General features: G+C 44.6%; 27 protein-coding genes. All 27 read left to right on the forward strand.

From position 1 onward, the window contains the following. The first annotated feature begins 35 nt into the window (after positions 1-35). Positions 36-1226 carry an elongation factor Tu gene (gene tuf / locus MKX30_RS26915; RefSeq protein ID WP_028542619.1) on the forward strand — a complete coding sequence of 397 codons (1191 nt, stop codon included), beginning with the start codon at positions 36-38 and terminating at the stop codon, positions 1224-1226. 338 nt (positions 1227-1564) lie between these two features. Beyond that, on the forward strand, positions 1565-1873 hold the full coding sequence (gene rpsJ / locus MKX30_RS26920; protein ID WP_005544556.1) for a 30S ribosomal protein S10: 309 nt from the start codon (positions 1565-1567) through the stop codon (positions 1871-1873). Between the two features lie 32 nt (positions 1874-1905). After that, complete coding sequence (rplC, locus tag MKX30_RS26925) at positions 1906-2529, forward strand: 50S ribosomal protein L3 (RefSeq protein WP_013312161.1); 624 nt, start codon at positions 1906-1908, stop codon at positions 2527-2529. 26 nt (positions 2530-2555) lie between these two features. Continuing rightward, a complete protein-coding gene (gene rplD, locus MKX30_RS26930; RefSeq protein WP_013312160.1) occupies positions 2556-3179 on the forward strand; it encodes a 50S ribosomal protein L4 in 624 nt (207 codons plus the stop codon). Beyond that, complete coding sequence (gene rplW / locus MKX30_RS26935) at positions 3179-3469, forward strand: 50S ribosomal protein L23 (protein WP_013312159.1); 291 nt, start codon at positions 3179-3181, stop codon at positions 3467-3469. Before rplD ends, rplW begins: the two co-directional genes overlap by 1 nt. Before the next feature lie 30 nt (positions 3470-3499). Next, positions 3500-4330 (forward strand): 50S ribosomal protein L2, encoded by an 831-nt coding sequence (gene rplB, locus MKX30_RS26940; protein WP_023990557.1) that lies wholly within the window; start codon positions 3500-3502, stop codon positions 4328-4330. A 72-nt stretch (positions 4331-4402) separates the two neighbouring features. Continuing rightward, a complete protein-coding gene (gene rpsS / locus MKX30_RS26945; protein ID WP_007432579.1) occupies positions 4403-4681 on the forward strand; it encodes a 30S ribosomal protein S19 in 279 nt (92 codons plus the stop codon). Positions 4682-4717: 36 nt separating this feature from the next. Next, complete coding sequence (gene rplV, locus MKX30_RS26950; protein WP_013312157.1) at positions 4718-5050, forward strand: 50S ribosomal protein L22; 333 nt, start codon at positions 4718-4720, stop codon at positions 5048-5050. 13 nt (positions 5051-5063) lie between these two features. Next, a complete protein-coding gene (gene rpsC / locus MKX30_RS26955) occupies positions 5064-5729 on the forward strand; it encodes a 30S ribosomal protein S3 (protein ID WP_013312156.1) in 666 nt (221 codons plus the stop codon). A gap of 2 nt (positions 5730-5731) precedes the next feature. Next, on the forward strand, positions 5732-6166 hold the full coding sequence (gene rplP / locus MKX30_RS26960) for a 50S ribosomal protein L16 (protein ID WP_007432576.1): 435 nt from the start codon (positions 5732-5734) through the stop codon (positions 6164-6166). Next, the gene (gene rpmC / locus MKX30_RS26965; RefSeq protein WP_007432575.1) at positions 6156-6353 is read left to right on the forward strand and encodes a 50S ribosomal protein L29; all 198 of its coding nucleotides are present in this window, start codon (positions 6156-6158) and stop codon (positions 6351-6353) included. Before rplP ends, rpmC begins: the two co-directional genes overlap by 11 nt. A gap of 50 nt (positions 6354-6403) precedes the next feature. Beyond that, positions 6404-6667, forward strand: a complete 264-nt coding sequence (rpsQ, locus tag MKX30_RS26970; protein ID WP_007432574.1) for a 30S ribosomal protein S17 — start codon at positions 6404-6406, stop codon at positions 6665-6667. 34 nt (positions 6668-6701) lie between these two features. Beyond that, positions 6702-7070 carry a 50S ribosomal protein L14 gene (gene rplN, locus MKX30_RS26975; RefSeq protein WP_007432573.1) on the forward strand — a complete coding sequence of 123 codons (369 nt, stop codon included), beginning with the start codon at positions 6702-6704 and terminating at the stop codon, positions 7068-7070. Between the two features lie 36 nt (positions 7071-7106). Next, positions 7107-7460, forward strand: a complete 354-nt coding sequence (gene rplX / locus MKX30_RS26980; RefSeq protein WP_013312155.1) for a 50S ribosomal protein L24 — start codon at positions 7107-7109, stop codon at positions 7458-7460. A gap of 31 nt (positions 7461-7491) precedes the next feature. After that, positions 7492-8037, forward strand: a complete 546-nt coding sequence (gene rplE / locus MKX30_RS26985) for a 50S ribosomal protein L5 (RefSeq protein WP_007432571.1) — start codon at positions 7492-7494, stop codon at positions 8035-8037. A 76-nt stretch (positions 8038-8113) separates the two neighbouring features. After that, the gene (locus MKX30_RS26990) at positions 8114-8299 is read left to right on the forward strand and encodes a type Z 30S ribosomal protein S14 (RefSeq protein ID WP_013312154.1); all 186 of its coding nucleotides are present in this window, start codon (positions 8114-8116) and stop codon (positions 8297-8299) included. A 32-nt stretch (positions 8300-8331) separates the two neighbouring features. After that, complete coding sequence (gene rpsH / locus MKX30_RS26995) at positions 8332-8730, forward strand: 30S ribosomal protein S8 (protein WP_007432570.1); 399 nt, start codon at positions 8332-8334, stop codon at positions 8728-8730. A gap of 33 nt (positions 8731-8763) precedes the next feature. Next, entirely contained in the window at positions 8764-9306 is a 543-nt protein-coding gene (gene rplF / locus MKX30_RS27000; protein WP_013312152.1) for a 50S ribosomal protein L6, read from the forward strand. Positions 9307-9421: 115 nt separating this feature from the next. Continuing rightward, entirely contained in the window at positions 9422-9790 is a 369-nt protein-coding gene (gene rplR / locus MKX30_RS27005) for a 50S ribosomal protein L18 (RefSeq protein WP_007432568.1), read from the forward strand. Positions 9791-9817: 27 nt separating this feature from the next. Then, a complete protein-coding gene (rpsE, locus tag MKX30_RS27010) occupies positions 9818-10315 on the forward strand; it encodes a 30S ribosomal protein S5 (protein WP_013312151.1) in 498 nt (165 codons plus the stop codon). Positions 10316-10327: 12 nt separating this feature from the next. After that, positions 10328-10513: a 50S ribosomal protein L30 gene (gene rpmD, locus MKX30_RS27015; protein ID WP_013312150.1), complete on the forward strand. Its 186-nt coding sequence runs from the start codon at positions 10328-10330 to the stop codon at positions 10511-10513. Between the two features lie 43 nt (positions 10514-10556). After that, positions 10557-10997: a 50S ribosomal protein L15 gene (gene rplO / locus MKX30_RS27020; RefSeq protein ID WP_013312149.1), complete on the forward strand. Its 441-nt coding sequence runs from the start codon at positions 10557-10559 to the stop codon at positions 10995-10997. After that, positions 10997-12295: a preprotein translocase subunit SecY gene (secY, locus tag MKX30_RS27025; protein ID WP_013312148.1), complete on the forward strand. Its 1299-nt coding sequence runs from the start codon at positions 10997-10999 to the stop codon at positions 12293-12295. Before rplO ends, secY begins: the two co-directional genes overlap by 1 nt. 90 nt (positions 12296-12385) lie before the next feature. Then, entirely contained in the window at positions 12386-13030 is a 645-nt protein-coding gene (locus MKX30_RS27030) for an adenylate kinase (RefSeq protein ID WP_013312147.1), read from the forward strand. A 5-nt stretch (positions 13031-13035) separates the two neighbouring features. Beyond that, positions 13036-13575, forward strand: a complete 540-nt coding sequence (locus MKX30_RS27035) for a M24 family metallopeptidase (RefSeq protein WP_049827765.1) — start codon at positions 13036-13038, stop codon at positions 13573-13575. 9 nt (positions 13576-13584) lie between these two features. Further along, positions 13585-13893 carry a KOW domain-containing RNA-binding protein gene (locus MKX30_RS27040; protein ID WP_013312145.1) on the forward strand — a complete coding sequence of 103 codons (309 nt, stop codon included), beginning with the start codon at positions 13585-13587 and terminating at the stop codon, positions 13891-13893. 2 nt (positions 13894-13895) lie between these two features. Beyond that, positions 13896-14111, forward strand: coding sequence for a translation initiation factor IF-1 (gene infA, locus MKX30_RS27045; RefSeq protein ID WP_006212898.1), 216 nt, complete (start codon positions 13896-13898; stop codon positions 14109-14111). Positions 14112-14196 lie beyond the last annotated feature (85 nt).

Raw genomic sequence — 14196 nt, forward strand, 5'->3', positions numbered from 1 at the left:
AAAATAAAACAAGTTATTGAGGAGGAATTGTTCAAATGGCAAAGGCTAAGTTTGAACGTAACAAACCGCACGTTAATATCGGTACTATTGGTCACGTCGATCATGGTAAAACTACTTTGACTGCTGCAATCACAACTGTATTGTCCAAAACTTACGGTGGTGCTGCTGTAGCATTCGATCAAATCGATAAAGCTCCAGAAGAGCGCGAACGCGGTATCACAATCTCCACTGCACACGTGGAATATGAAACACCTAACCGTCACTATGCACACGTTGACTGCCCAGGTCACGCCGACTATGTTAAAAACATGATCACTGGCGCTGCACAAATGGACGGAGCGATTCTGGTTGTATCCGCAGCTGACGGCCCAATGCCGCAAACTCGCGAGCACATCCTGTTGTCCCGCCAAGTTGGTGTTCCTTACATCGTTGTATTCCTGAACAAATGCGACATGGTTGAAGACGAAGAGTTGCTGGAATTGGTTGAAATGGAAGTTCGTGACTTGCTGAGCGAATATGACTTCCCAGGCGACGACACTCCAATCATTCGCGGTTCCGCTCGTGAAGCTCTGCAAAACCCAGAGGGCGACTATGCTAAGAAAATCGTTGAAATGTTCGAAACAATCGACACTTATATCCCAACTCCAGAACGCGATACTGACAAGCCTTTCTTGATGCCTGTCGAGGACGTATTCTCCATCACTGGTCGTGGTACAGTTGCAACAGGCCGTGTAGAGCGTGGTACTGTTAAAGTGGGCGACGAAATCGAAATCATCGGTATTCAAGAAGAATCCCGTAAATCCGTAGTAACAGGCGTAGAAATGTTCCGTAAATTGCTTGACTCTGCTCAAGCTGGCGATAACATCGGCGCATTGCTTCGCGGTGTAGATCGTGCACAAATCGAGCGTGGCCAAGTATTGGCTAAACCAGGTTCTGTTAAACCTCATACAGAATTCTCTGCTCAAATCTATGTTTTGACTAAAGAAGAGGGTGGACGTCACAAACCTTTCTTCACTGGTTACCGTCCACAGTTCTACTTCCGTACAACTGACGTAACTGGTATCATTACTTTGCCAGAAGGTTCCGAAATGGTAATGCCTGGTGATAACATCACGGTTACTGTTCAACTGATCAACCCGATCGCTATCGAAGAAGGAACTAAGTTCTCTATTCGTGAAGGTGGACGTACAGTTGGCGCTGGTGCCGTAGCAACAATCTCCAAATAAGAAGGCTTTAGCCTTTAAATAGAGCAACAGTGTACTGGAACGAGTAACATTGTATTGGAACGAAGCTAAACGAGCCCCTGCCCTGGTGCGGGGGCTTTTCTCTTGGGAAAATCGCAAGCTGCGAACACAATTGTATCTTTTGAAAATAAGATGCATTGTTTTTTCGTTTTTGCTTGCAATAGGCAGAACTATTCGATATAATAACTAATGTTGTTTGTGACTGTGCGATGATGTGAGAGGTTACTGACACACCCGGCCCCTTTGCCATGGGAGGGCTGTCGGAAAATTTTCACGGAGTATGTCCGATACCAAATTGGGCGATAGAAGGAGGGACTAAAATGGCAAAGCAAAAAATTCGTATTCGTTTGAAAGCTTACGATCATAGAATTCTTGATCAATCCGCTGAGAAAATTGTTGAAACAGCTAAACGTTCGGGCGCAGGTGTATCCGGGCCAATTCCGCTGCCAACTGAAAAACAAATCATTACTATTCTCCGTGCGGTACACAAGTACAAGGATTCCCGGGAGCAGTTCGAAATGCGCACACACAAGCGTTTGATCGACATTGTTAACCCGACTCCACAAACTGTGGATGCCTTGATGCGCTTGGACCTGCCGTCCGGTGTAGATATCGAAATTAAATTGTAATATGTAATTAGGAAAAGAAATGAGGTGTCAACATGAAAGGTATCTTAGGAAAAAAACTCGGAATGACTCAAGTGTTTACCCCTGAAGGTAACGTACTTGCTGTTACGGTTATCGAAGCAGGTCCTTGTGTTGTTCTGCAAAAGAAAGATCTGGAAAACGATGGATACGAAGCTATCCAACTCGGTTTCTCTGATAAGAAAGAAAAAAGATCCAACAAACCTGAAGCAGGACATGCGAAAAAAGCAAATACTGCACCTAAGCGCTACGTTCGTGAACTTCGTGGCATCGACCTTGCTGCGTACGAGGTTGGCCAAGAACTGAAGGCTGATGTCTTCACAGAAGGCGAGTTCGTTGACGTAACAGGTATTTCTAAAGGTAAAGGTTTTGCCGGCGTTATCAAACGTTGGGGACAAAGCCGCGGACCAATGGCACACGGCTCGCGTTACCACAGAGGTCCAGGTTCTATGGGTTCCATTCAAGCTAACCGCGTTCCTAAAGGTAAACACCTTCCAGGACACATGGGGCATGAAACGGTAACGATCCAACGTCTTGAAGTTGTTAAGATCGATACAGAACGTAATGTATTGCTCGTGAAAGGTTCCATTCCAGGACCTAAAAATAGCTTCGTTAAAGTATTAGAAACGGTGAAAAAATAAACAACTGAAGAAAGGAGGAACACGAAATGCCAAAAGTAGCACTATTTAATATTAGCGGCAGCCAAGTTGGTGAAATTGAATTGAACGACGCAGTGTTCGGTATCGAGCCGAATAAGCACGTTCTTCATGACGCTGTTGTTATGCAATTGGCTTCCCTGCGTCAAGGTACTCACAAAGTAAAAGGACGTTCTGAAGTACGTGGTGGCGGACGTAAACCTTGGAAACAAAAAGGTACTGGCCGCGCTCGTCAAGGTTCGATCCGTGCACCGCAATGGGTTGGTGGCGGTACTGTATTTGGTCCGACTCCACGCAGCTATGCTTACAAATTGCCTAAAAAAGTTCGTCGTCTGGCGATCAAATCGGCGTTGTCATCCAAAGTGATTGAGAATGAAATTATCGTATTGGACGCTCTTACACTGAACGGACCTAAAACGAAAGAATTCGCAGCCATTTTGAATAACCTTAAAGCTGATCGTAAAGCATTGATCGTAGCTCCTAGCTATGATGATAATGTAGCACTTTCCGCTCGTAATATTCCTGGTGTGAAGTTTGTAGCCGCAGACGGCATTAATGTTCTTGATGTGCTCGGACACGACAAACTGATCATTACGAAGGAAGCAGTTCAGAAGGTAGAGGAGGTGCTCGCGTAATGAAGGATCCTCGTGATATTATCAAACGTCCGGTTATCACCGAACGTACGGCTGGTATGATGAATGACTTGAAATACGTTTTCGAGGTTGACATTCGTTCTAACAAAGTCGAAGTTAAAAAAGCAATCGAAGCCATTTTTAACGTGAAAGTAAGTAACGTAAATACGCTTCGTGTTCCTGCAAAACCAAAACGCTACGGACGTCATTCCGGCTATACGAGCGAGTGGAAGAAAGCGTTCGTAACGCTGAGCAAAGACAGTAAGCCGCTTGAGTTTTTTGAAACGGTATAATTGAAACTGTAAAGTAAGGAGGGAAACTCAGTGCCAATTAAAAAGTATAAACCAACGTCCCCGGCCAGACGTGCTATGTCTGTATCTACTTTCGAGGAGATTACAACTAATCAGCCCGAGAAATCGTTGCTGGCACCTCTGAGCAAGCAAGCTGGACGCAATAACCAAGGTAAAATTACAGTTCGTCATCAAGGCGGCGGACACAAACGTAAATACCGTATTATTGACTTCAAACGTAACAAAGATGGAATACCGGGCCGCGTTGCTACGATCGAATATGATCCAAACCGTACGTCCAACATCGCACTTATCCACTATGTGGATGGTGAAAAACGTTACATCATCGCTCCTAAAGGTCTGAAAGTAGGAGACGAAGTGGTATCCGGTGCAGGTTCCGATATCAAAATCGGTAACTCCTTGCCATTGGAAAACATTCCAGTAGGTACGGTTATCCACAACATCGAATTGAAACCGGGTAAAGGTGGCCAACTCGTTCGCGCTGCTGGTACGGAAGCCCAACTTCTTGGTAAAGAAGAAAAGTATGTTACAATTCGTTTGTCTTCTGGTGAAGTTCGCCGCATTCTGAAAGTTTGCCGCGCTACAATCGGTTCTGTAGGTAACGAAGACCACGAACTGGTGAAAATCGGTAAAGCCGGTCGTAGTCGCTGGTTGGGACAACGTCCTGAAGTTCGCGGTGTTGTAATGAACCCTAACGATCATCCACACGGTGGTGGTGAAGGTCGCGCTCCAATCGGACGTAAATCTCCAATGTCTCCATGGGGTAAACCAACCCTTGGTTACAAGACACGTAAAAAAGGTAAAGCATCTGATAAGTACATCGTTCGTCGTCGTACTAAGTAATAAAACGTGCGCTTAAGTCGCACGTTAACATATTAAGGAACGACTACGTTTTAACGAAGGGAGGATTCATAAATGGGTCGCAGTCTCAAAAAAGGACCATTCATTGATGGTTACCTGTTGAAAAAAGTAGAGGTTTTGAACGAGTCGGACAAAAAAGTGGTAATCAAAACTTGGTCCCGTCGCTCTACGATTTTCCCGCAATTTATCGGACATACGTTTGGTGTATACGATGGTCGTAAACACGTGCCAGTATACGTAACGGAAGATATGGTCGGACACAAATTGGGCGAATTTGCTCCAACACGTACGTACAAAGGCCATACGGATGACGATAAGAAAACAAGAAGATAATCAACACAGCGTAGTGTTTGAGAGGAGGTAAACTCAATGGAAGCAAAAGCACATGCTAAGTCCGTACGGATTTCTGCTCGCAAAGTGAAACTTGTTATCGATTTGATTCGCGGTAAGCAGGTTGGTGAGGCGATCGCAATTCTTCGTCACACTCCAAAGTCCGCTTCTCCAGTCGTTGAGAAATTGTTGAATTCTGCGATTGCGAATGCAGATCACAACTACTCTTTGGACGTAAATAAATTGGTAGTATCTCAGGTTTTTGTAAACCAAGGTCCTACAATGAAACGATTCCGCCCGCGTGCAATGGGTCGTGCAAGCCGTATCAACAAACGCACCAGTCATATTACTCTGGTGGTATCTGAAAAATAAGGAGGGAAAACGTGTGGGCCAAAAGGTAAATCCCGTCGGACTCCGAATCGGTATTATCCGTGATTGGGAATCCAAATGGTATGCAGGCAAAGATTTCGGTGATCTTTTGCTGGAAGACGTTAGAATTCGTGAACATCTGAAAAAAAGATTGAAAGACTCCGCTGTATCCCGTGTTGAAATCGAGAGAGCAGCTAACCGTGTCAACGTAACGATTCACACTGCGAAACCAGGTATGGTTATCGGTAAGGGTGGTTCTGAAGTTGAAAATCTGCGTAATGAAATTACTAAAATCGCAGGCGGTAAAAAGGTACACATCAATATTTCTGAAATTAAAAATCCTGAACTGGACGCAATTCTGGTTGCTGAAAGCATTGCACAACAATTGGAACGTCGTGTTTCTTTCCGTCGTGCTTTGAAACAAGCGATTCAAAGAACTATGCGCTCCGGAGCAAAAGGAATTAAAACTCAAGTAGGCGGACGTCTTGGCGGTGCCGAAATCGCTCGTTCCGAAGGGTACAGCGAAGGAACTGTTCCACTGCATACGCTTCGTGCCGACATTGACTATGGTACAGCGGAAGCTCATACTACTTACGGTCGTCTTGGCGTAAAAGTATGGATCTATCGTGGAGAGGTTCTTCCTCCAGCTAAGAAACAAGCTCCTCAGGAAGGAGGCAACTAATCATGTTGGTACCAAAACGCGTAAAACATCGTAAACAACAACGTGGTCATATGAAGGGTCGTGCAAAAGGCGGTACTACACTGAACTTTGGTGAGTACGGTTTGCAAGCTACTGAACCTGCATGGATTACTAACCGTCAAATCGAAGCTGCTCGTATTGCGATGACTCGTTACATCAAACGTGGTGGTAAGGTTTGGATTAAAATTTTCCCTGACAAACCAATTACTCAGAAGCCTCTTGAGGTTCGTATGGGTAGTGGTAAAGGTAACGTAGAAAAATGGGTTGCAGTAGTGAAACCAGGCAAGATTATGTTCGAACTTGCTGGTGTTCCGGAAGAGATTGCTCGTGAAGCAATGCGTCTTGCCGCTCACAAACTGCCAATCAAAACTAAGTTTGTGAAACGTGAAGAATTGGGTGGTGAAGCAAATGAAGGCTAGTGAATTCCGCAACCTAACCACTGCTGAAATCGAACAAAAGATCTCCGGTTTTAAAGAAGAACTTTTCAACCTTCGTTTTCAACTCGCTACCGGTCAGCTTGATAACCCGACTCGGATCGGCGCTGTGCGTAAGGAAATTGCTCGTGCTAAAACTGTGATCCGTGAAAGAGAACTTGGGATTAGCTAAGATATCAGACCGGGTGGAAAATCCGCCTGTAATTAGGAAGGAGGCCAACAATGAGCGAACGTAATGCCCGTAAAGTATTAGTCGGTAAAGTAGTCAGCGACAAAATGGATAAAACGATTGTGATTGCTGTAGAAACTTACAAAAAACATGATCTCTACCATAAACGTATTAAAGTAACTAAGAAATTCAAAGCTCATGATGAAAACAACACTGCACAAATTGGTGATACTGTTAAAATCATGGAAACTCGCCCTTTGTCCAAAGACAAAAACTGGAGACTGGTCGAAATCGTTGAAAAAGCTGTTATAATCTAATGTAGTGTAGTTTTTCCGAAAGGAGGATAAATAAATGATTCAACCATTTACACGTTTGACTGTAGCTGACAATTCCGGCGCGAAGGAACTGATGTGTATCCGTGTGCTCGGTGGTACGGGACGTCGTACAGCTCAAATTGGTGACCTGATCGTTTGTTCCGTAAAACAAGCAACACCAGGCGGCGTTGTCAAAAAGGGTGATGTAGTAAGAGCGGTTGTTGTTCGTACTAAACGTTCTATCCGCCGTAAAGACGGTTCCTACATCGGATTTGACGAGAACGCAGCAGTGGTCGTTAAAGAAGACAAGAGCCCACGTGGTACTCGTATTTTCGGACCAGTTGCTCGCGAACTTCGTGACAAGGACTTCATGAAAATCGTTTCCTTGGCTCCGGAAGTGATCTAAACTCACCTTAAAATGTGCCCGTAGGAGGTGTACGAAATGCCAAAAGTGAAAAAAGTTCTGGAATCCCATAACAACAAGCTTCACGTCAAAAAAGACGACACTGTTCTGGTGATTACAGGTAAAGATAAAGGTAAAAAAGGTCGCGTTATCGCTGCTTACCCTCGTCAAAACCGTGTGCTTGTGGAAGGTGTTAACATGATTAAAAAACACCAAAAGCCTAATCAGCTGAATCCACAAGGCGGCATCATCGAGAAAGAAGCTCCGATTCACGTTTCCAACGTTATGCACATTGATCCGAAGAGCGGAAAAGTAACCCGTGTTGGTTACAAAGTTTTGGACAACGGAAAAAAAGTGCGCATTGCAAAACGTTCTGGCGAAGTGATCGACTAATTATTTTTTGAAGAAAGGAGGTATATGATTCATGGCTACAACAAGAATGAAAGAACGTTTCTTGAAAGAAATCACTCCTGCTTTGATGCAGAAGTTCAACTATACAACAGTGATGCAAGTGCCTAAAATCGAGAAAGTTGTAATCAACATGGGTGTTGGCGACGCAGTCCAAAACTCCAAAGTACTTGATTCAGCTCTCAACGACATGCAGCTGATTGCTGGTCAAAAACCAGTAATCACTCGCGCAAAAAAATCTATTGCAGGTTTTAAATTGCGTGAAAACATGCCGATCGGTGTAAAGGTAACACTTCGTGGCGAGCGTATGTATTATTTCTTGGACAAATTGTTCAACATTACTCTTCCTCGCGTACGTGACTTCCATGGTGTATCGACAAAAGCTTTCGACGGACGTGGTAACTACACGCTTGGTCTGAAAGAACAGTTGATCTTCCCGGAAATCGAGTATGATCAAGTTGATAAAGTTCGTGGTATGGACATCGTTATCGTAACGACTGCCAAAACTGACGAAGAGTCCCGTGAGCTTCTGACTCAGCTGGGCATGCCTTTCGCAAAATAATGTTGGCATAACGTTTCGGGCGTCTGATTTTAAAGACACCCTGTTCTCCGAAACTATTTAGGAGGTGTCAGGCTAAGTGGCAAAAACTTCAATGAAAGTCAAACAACAACGCACACCAAAGTTTAAAGTTCGTGCTTACACTCGTTGCGAGCGTTGTGGTCGTCCACATTCGGTACTGCAAAAGTTTAAGATCTGCAGAATTTGCTTCCGTGAATTAGCTTATAAAGGCCAGATTCCTGGCGTGAAAAAAGCAAGCTGGTAAAAAGTCCTGTTTGGGAAGGAGGTTTATACACAATGACTATGTCTGATCCAATTGCAGATATGCTTACTCGTATTCGTAACGCGAACACAGTTCGTCACGAAACAGTAGAAATGCCTGCATCTACAATGAAAAAACAAATCGCCGACATCCTGAAACGTGAAGGATTCATTCGTGATGCGGAATTTGTTGAAGATAGCAAACAAGGGATTATCCGTATTTTCTTGAAATACGGTGCGAACAACGAGCGTGTTATTACAGGTTTGAAAAGAATCAGTAAACCAGGTCTTCGCGTTTACACGAAGAGCAATGAGATTCCACGCGTATTGGGTGGACTCGGGATCGCAATCATTTCAACATCCAAAGGTATCATGACCGACAAAGAAGCACGTCAGTCCAAAGCCGGCGGAGAAGTTGTTTGCTACGTTTGGTAAGATAACGTTTAAAAGATAGGAGGTGCAACAGATATGTCCCGTATTGGTCGTAAACCAATCACAGTACCAAGTGGTGTTGACGTGACTTTGAACAACACAGCGATCACAGTTAAAGGTCCTAAAGGAACATTGACTCGTGAGCTTCATAAAGACATGTCCGTTACTGTGGAAAACAATGAAATTAATGTAGTTCGTCCTTCGGACAACAAACTTCACCGCTCTTTGCATGGAACAACCCGCAGCGTTGTCAACAACATGGTAAGTGGTGTAACTGAAGGGTTTTCAAAATCTCTGGAGCTGGTTGGGGTCGGATATCGTGCAAGCAAATCCGGAGATAAAATCGTTCTGAACGTTGGATACTCTCACCCGGTTGAAATCACACCGGAAGCGGGCATCGAATTCGAAGTTCCTTCGAACACTAAAATCATCGTTCGCGGAATTGATAAAGAGCGTGTAGGTGCCTACGCTGCTAAAATTCGTTCCGTTCGTGAACCTGAACCGTACAAAGGTAAAGGGATTAAATACGAAGGCGAGCGCATCATTCGTAAAGAAGGTAAAGCCGGTAAGAAGAAATAAGTTTCTTACCGACTTTGTGCGGTCTTTCTGCAGGAAAGACTTCGTACTTCTTTTTTACCCAGTGCGTCTTAGTATAAAGTTTTAAAAGGCAAACTGAAGGGAGTGAAAACTTGAGATGATTACAAAACAAGATAAAAATAAAGCACGTGTCAGAAGACATCTGCGTGTACGTAAGAAAATCGAAGGTACGGCTGTACGTCCTCGTTTGAACGTATTCCGCTCTTCCAAGCATATCTACGCACAACTGATTGATGATGTAGCTGGTGTAACATTGGTATCTGCATCCACTATGGATAAAGAACTGAGCAGCGAAATCAAAAACGGCGGTAGTGTAGAAGCAGCTCGTAAAGTTGGCGAACTCGTTGCTAAACGTGCGAAAGAAAAAGGCCATGCTAACATCGTATTTGACCGTGGCGGATACTTGTATCATGGACGGATTCAAGCTTTGGCTGATGCAGCTCGCGAAGCAGGCCTTGAATTCTAAGACATTTCTCAAAAGGAGGTTAACGACTTGCGTGTAGATCCGAATACTTTGGAACTGACTGAAAGAGTAGTAAATATTAATCGTGTAGCTAAAGTTGTCAAAGGCGGACGCCGTTTCAGCTTCAGTGCTCTGGTAGTAGTGGGCGACGGCAACGGCTGGGTAGGCGCTGGAATCGGTAAAGCTGGCGAAGTACCTGATGCAATTCGCAAAGGTATTGAAGATGCTAAGAAAAACCTGGTTCACGTTCCACTCGTAGGAACAACAATTCCTCACCTTGTTACAGGTAAGTTCGGTGCTGGCCGGGTTCTGTTGAAACCGGCATCGGAAGGTACTGGAGTTATCGCTGGTGGTCCGGTTCGTGCTGTACTGGAACTTGCTGGTGTAGGTGATATCTTGACAAAATCTTTGGGTTCTTCGAATTCCATGAATATGGTCAATGCGACTTTGGAAGGTTTGTCCCGCTTGAAACGCGCTGAAGAAGTTGCAAAATTGCGCGGCAAATCCATCGAAGAGCTGCTGGGCTAAGGAGGGAATATCATGGCGAAATTAGAAATCACCCTCGTTCGTTCGTTGATCGGCCGTCCTGGTAATCAGAGAACGACTGTTAAAACGCTCGGCTTGCGTAAAATCAACCATAAAGTAGTTCAACCCGACAATGCAGCTATTCGCGGGATGATTAATCAAGTTAGCCATTTGGTTTCTGTTAAAGAAATTGAGGCTTAAGAAATAAAGTATTTTAACAATAATCAAGGAGGTGCAACGAACGATGAAGTTACATGAGCTTTCCCCAGCTCCAGGCTCCCGCAAAGAACGTAAACGTTTGGGTCGTGGTCCTAGTAGCGGTACGGGTAAAACTTCTGGTCGTGGTCATAAAGGTCAAAACGCTCGTTCCGGCGGTGGTGTACGTCCGGGCTTCGAGGGTGGTCAAAACCCACTGTATCGTCGCTTGCCTAAACGCGGTTTCGTAAATCCTACTCGTAAAGAGTATGCGGTTTTGAATATCGAAGATTTGAACAGTTTTGCAGCGGGTACAGAAGTAAGCCCTGAGTTTTTGCTGAACAATGGCATTGTGAAAAACGCTAAATCCGGAATCAAAATTCTGGGTAACGGTGAAATCACTGTAAAATTGACAGTTAAAGCGAACAAGTTCTCTCAATCTGCGGTAGAGAAAATTGAAGCTGCCGGCGGTAAAACCGAGGTGATCTAATGTTCAAGACCCTGAAAAATATATGGCGGGTTGAGGATCTTAGAACCCGAATCCTGTTCACCCTGTTTATACTCTTTGTATATCGTATTGGCTCCTTTGTGCCGGTTCCCGGCGTGAACAAGCAAGTCTTTACTTCTCAGGATCAGGCAGGAAGCGAGTTGTTTGGACTCCTTAACACCTTCTCAGGGGGCGCATTGTATCAGTTTTCGATCTTCGCCCTCGGGATTATGCCATATATTACAGCGTCCATCATTGTACAGTTGCTGTCAATGGACGTGATTCCGAAACTTGCGGAATGGGCTAAACAAGGAGAGCATGGTAAAAAGAAGTTGGCTCAAATTACGCGTTATGGTACGGTAATACTTGGCCTGATTCAAGCATTCGGAACGTCGATTGGCTTTAATCGACTGTACGGTGCAGCGATGATTCCAGGAGCCACTTTTGCAGATTATCTGGTCATTGCCATTGTGCTTACAGCAGGAACTACGTTCCTTATGTGGCTCGGTGAGCAAATTACCGAAAAGGGAATCGGCAATGGTATCTCTATTGTTATCTTCGCAGGGATTGCAGCGGGTATTCCAAGACATATTCGGACGGTTGTAGAATCTCAGTTTATTCAGGCAGATCAGCTGTTTATGAATATTCTGAAGGCAATTATAATTGCCCTGGTGATTGTTCTGATTATTGTTGGTGTTATCTACATCCAGCAAGGTATTCGGAAAATCCCGGTACAATACGCGAAACGTGTAGTTGGCAACAAAATGTACGGTGGCCAGAATACGCATATTCCGATGAAAATTAATGCGGCAGGCGTTATTCCGGTAATCTTTGCGGTATCATTGCTGCAATTCCCGACAATTATTGCGAGTTTCTGGGCAGATCATGTTTGGGCTAAGTGGGTTACCACTTACTTGTATTATGACAAGCCGCTGGGCATGGTTTTGTATGTCGTAATGATTATCGGTTTCACATTCTTCTATACCTTTGTACAGATGAATCCGCAGCAAATGGCCGACAATATGAAGAAAAACGGCGGTTATATTCCGGGAATTCGCCCGGGTAAAGCCACGGAGAAATACTTGACACGAGTAATGTCACGTTTGACAATGACAGGAGCCTTGTTTCTGGCAGTCATATCCGTTTTGCCGGTATTCTTCGGTTCGCTTTCGGGCTTGCCTCGTTCCGTGCAAATTGGCGGTACTTCATTGCTCATCATCATTGGTGTAGCATTGGATACAATGAAGCAAATCGAAAGCCAACTGATCAAACGCCATTACAAAGGCTTCATCAACAAATAGGCAATAGGTACCGGCTTAGGATGTTCGCATGCTTACCGGCACCTTTTGTGCTGTTTCTTGTGTAGGGGTCGTCTTGAGGAGTGACAGATTGTGAATATTTTGATCATGGGCCCTCCGGGGGCTGGTAAAGGTACACAAGCAGATGTCATTGTGAAGGAATTCGGCATTCCTCATATCTCGACAGGTGATGCTTTTCGCCTAGCGATGAAACAGGGAACACCTATTGGCATTAAAGCTAAAGAATATATCGACAAGGGTGAACTTGTTCCGGATGACGTAACAATCGGTATCGTTGAAGAACGGCTACAACAGCCAGATTGCAAGAAAGGGTTCTTGCTGGACGGTTTTCCAAGAACTTTGGCTCAAGCTGAAGCCTTGGATCAAATTTTGGGTCGTTTGAATACGAAGCTAGATGACGTCATCAACCTGAAAGTGGATAGTGACAACTTGTTGGCACGAATCACAGGACGGCGGGTTTGTAAAAGCTGCGGAACTAGCTATCATATTGTCTTTAATCCTCCTAAGGTTGAAGGCATTTGCGATAAAGACGGTGGGGAACTCTATCAGCGTCCTGACGATAATGAAGATAGCGTAAGAACACGACTTGACGAATATAGTAATAAAACAGCACCACTCCTCACGTTTTATGAGAACCAGAATCTTCTGCGTCATATTGACGGAGAACAGGATATTGATGTGGTTTCCCAAAATATCGTGTCCTTGTTGCGGGGTTAGCTGTAATGATCATTTGCAAGTCGGGGACGGAATCAAGCTTTATGAGGAAAGCTAAGAGAATAGATACGGAAACGGATCATCTCTTGGCAGGACACATCGAGCCCGGTATTACGACCGGTGAACTTGATCATTTAGCTGATCGGTATATTCGCAGTCAGGGAGCTGTGCCGTCTTTTAAAGGTTATAACGGTTTTCCTGCTAGCATTTGCGCTTCAGTCAACGAACAACTGGTGCACGGATTTCCCGGCAAACGCAAGTTAAACAAAGGCGATATCATCGCGAAAACTCGCCAGTTTACAATGTCGCATGCCATTCGGCAATATATTGAGAATCCAAACCGTGGTATTCCTGAGCAGGGGCCGAGGCTGAAAACCGGCATTGGGCTGGCTATTGAATCAATGATTCAGATAGGTTCTCACCATGTAGGGACGCTGGAAGACAACTGGACGGTCGTTACGATGAACGTAACCTCATGTGCTCATAACGAGCAAGCGGTGACGTGCGAAACGGGCGGCATGGACATTTTCACGAAACTGAGTGCGTAGGTGATTGGAATGATTCAGCAAGGAAACCTGCAAATCGGTCAGCTGGTGAAGATTCTGAAAGGCAGAGGTGCCGGACAGATTGCGGTTGTCGTTTCAGTAGCAGATAGCAGGTTTGTATATATTGCGGATGGGGATAAACGAAAGTTTGATCAAGCGAAGAAGAAAAATGTTCTTCATTTGGTGCCTCAGCCAAAGATTAGTAGCGAGATTGTAAACAGTTTAAACGAAAGCGGTCGGGTGACGAATGGAAAGCTGCGCCATGCAGTGAAAACTTTCCTGGACTCGTCCGAATACCAAGCTGAAGAGAAAGGAGACTGACTTTGGCCAAAGAAGATGTCATTGAGGTTGAAGGTACGGTAATCGAGCCACTGCCGAACGCTACGTTCAAGGTAGAGCTGGAGAACGGTCATCAAATTCTTGCTCATGTTTCCGGAAAGCTGCGGATGCACTTTATCCGTATTTTGACAGGCGACAAGGTGGTTGTACAGTTATCGCCTTACGATTTAACCAAAGGCCGTATAACGTACCGCAAGTAATTCATGCAGGTTTTTATTAAACGTATGTCATTTAAAAAACTTGTTTTGCTCGGCAAAACGATGTGAATGTTCACGAAGCGAGTTT

Source organism: Paenibacillus sp. FSL P2-0173, from assembly GCF_038008045.1.
GTDB classification, from domain to species: Bacteria; Bacillota; Bacilli; order Paenibacillales; family Paenibacillaceae; genus Paenibacillus; species Paenibacillus polymyxa_B.

Excerpts from the sequence above, each read along its gene's own strand:
- rplW (WP_013312159.1), top strand. The coding sequence starts at position 3,179 with ATGAAGGATCCTCGTGATATTATCAAACGTCCGGTTATCACCGAACGT.
- rplR (WP_007432568.1), top strand. The coding sequence starts at position 9,422 with ATGATTACAAAACAAGATAAAAATAAAGCACGTGTCAGAAGACATCTG.
- rplO (WP_013312149.1), top strand. The coding sequence starts at position 10,557 with ATGAAGTTACATGAGCTTTCCCCAGCTCCAGGCTCCCGCAAAGAACGT.
- rplE (WP_007432571.1), top strand. The coding sequence starts at position 7,492 with ATGGCTACAACAAGAATGAAAGAACGTTTCTTGAAAGAAATCACTCCT.
- rpmD (WP_013312150.1), top strand. The coding sequence starts at position 10,328 with ATGGCGAAATTAGAAATCACCCTCGTTCGTTCGTTGATCGGCCGTCCT.
- rplC (WP_013312161.1), top strand. The coding sequence starts at position 1,906 with ATGAAAGGTATCTTAGGAAAAAAACTCGGAATGACTCAAGTGTTTACC.
- MKX30_RS27040 (WP_013312145.1), top strand. The coding sequence starts at position 13,585 with ATGATTCAGCAAGGAAACCTGCAAATCGGTCAGCTGGTGAAGATTCTG.
- rplD (WP_013312160.1), top strand. The coding sequence starts at position 2,556 with ATGCCAAAAGTAGCACTATTTAATATTAGCGGCAGCCAAGTTGGTGAA.
- rplN (WP_007432573.1), top strand. The coding sequence starts at position 6,702 with ATGATTCAACCATTTACACGTTTGACTGTAGCTGACAATTCCGGCGCG.
- tuf (WP_028542619.1), top strand. The coding sequence starts at position 36 with ATGGCAAAGGCTAAGTTTGAACGTAACAAACCGCACGTTAATATCGGT.
- rplV (WP_013312157.1), top strand. The coding sequence starts at position 4,718 with ATGGAAGCAAAAGCACATGCTAAGTCCGTACGGATTTCTGCTCGCAAA.
- MKX30_RS27035 (WP_049827765.1), top strand. The coding sequence starts at position 13,036 with ATGATCATTTGCAAGTCGGGGACGGAATCAAGCTTTATGAGGAAAGCT.
- rplP (WP_007432576.1), top strand. The coding sequence starts at position 5,732 with ATGTTGGTACCAAAACGCGTAAAACATCGTAAACAACAACGTGGTCAT.
- rpsJ (WP_005544556.1), top strand. The coding sequence starts at position 1,565 with ATGGCAAAGCAAAAAATTCGTATTCGTTTGAAAGCTTACGATCATAGA.
- rplF (WP_013312152.1), top strand. The coding sequence starts at position 8,764 with ATGTCCCGTATTGGTCGTAAACCAATCACAGTACCAAGTGGTGTTGAC.
- rpmC (WP_007432575.1), top strand. The coding sequence starts at position 6,156 with ATGAAGGCTAGTGAATTCCGCAACCTAACCACTGCTGAAATCGAACAA.
- rpsH (WP_007432570.1), top strand. The coding sequence starts at position 8,332 with ATGACTATGTCTGATCCAATTGCAGATATGCTTACTCGTATTCGTAAC.
- rpsQ (WP_007432574.1), top strand. The coding sequence starts at position 6,404 with ATGAGCGAACGTAATGCCCGTAAAGTATTAGTCGGTAAAGTAGTCAGC.
- rpsS (WP_007432579.1), top strand. The coding sequence starts at position 4,403 with ATGGGTCGCAGTCTCAAAAAAGGACCATTCATTGATGGTTACCTGTTG.
- secY (WP_013312148.1), top strand. The coding sequence starts at position 10,997 with ATGTTCAAGACCCTGAAAAATATATGGCGGGTTGAGGATCTTAGAACC.
- rplX (WP_013312155.1), top strand. The coding sequence starts at position 7,107 with ATGCCAAAAGTGAAAAAAGTTCTGGAATCCCATAACAACAAGCTTCAC.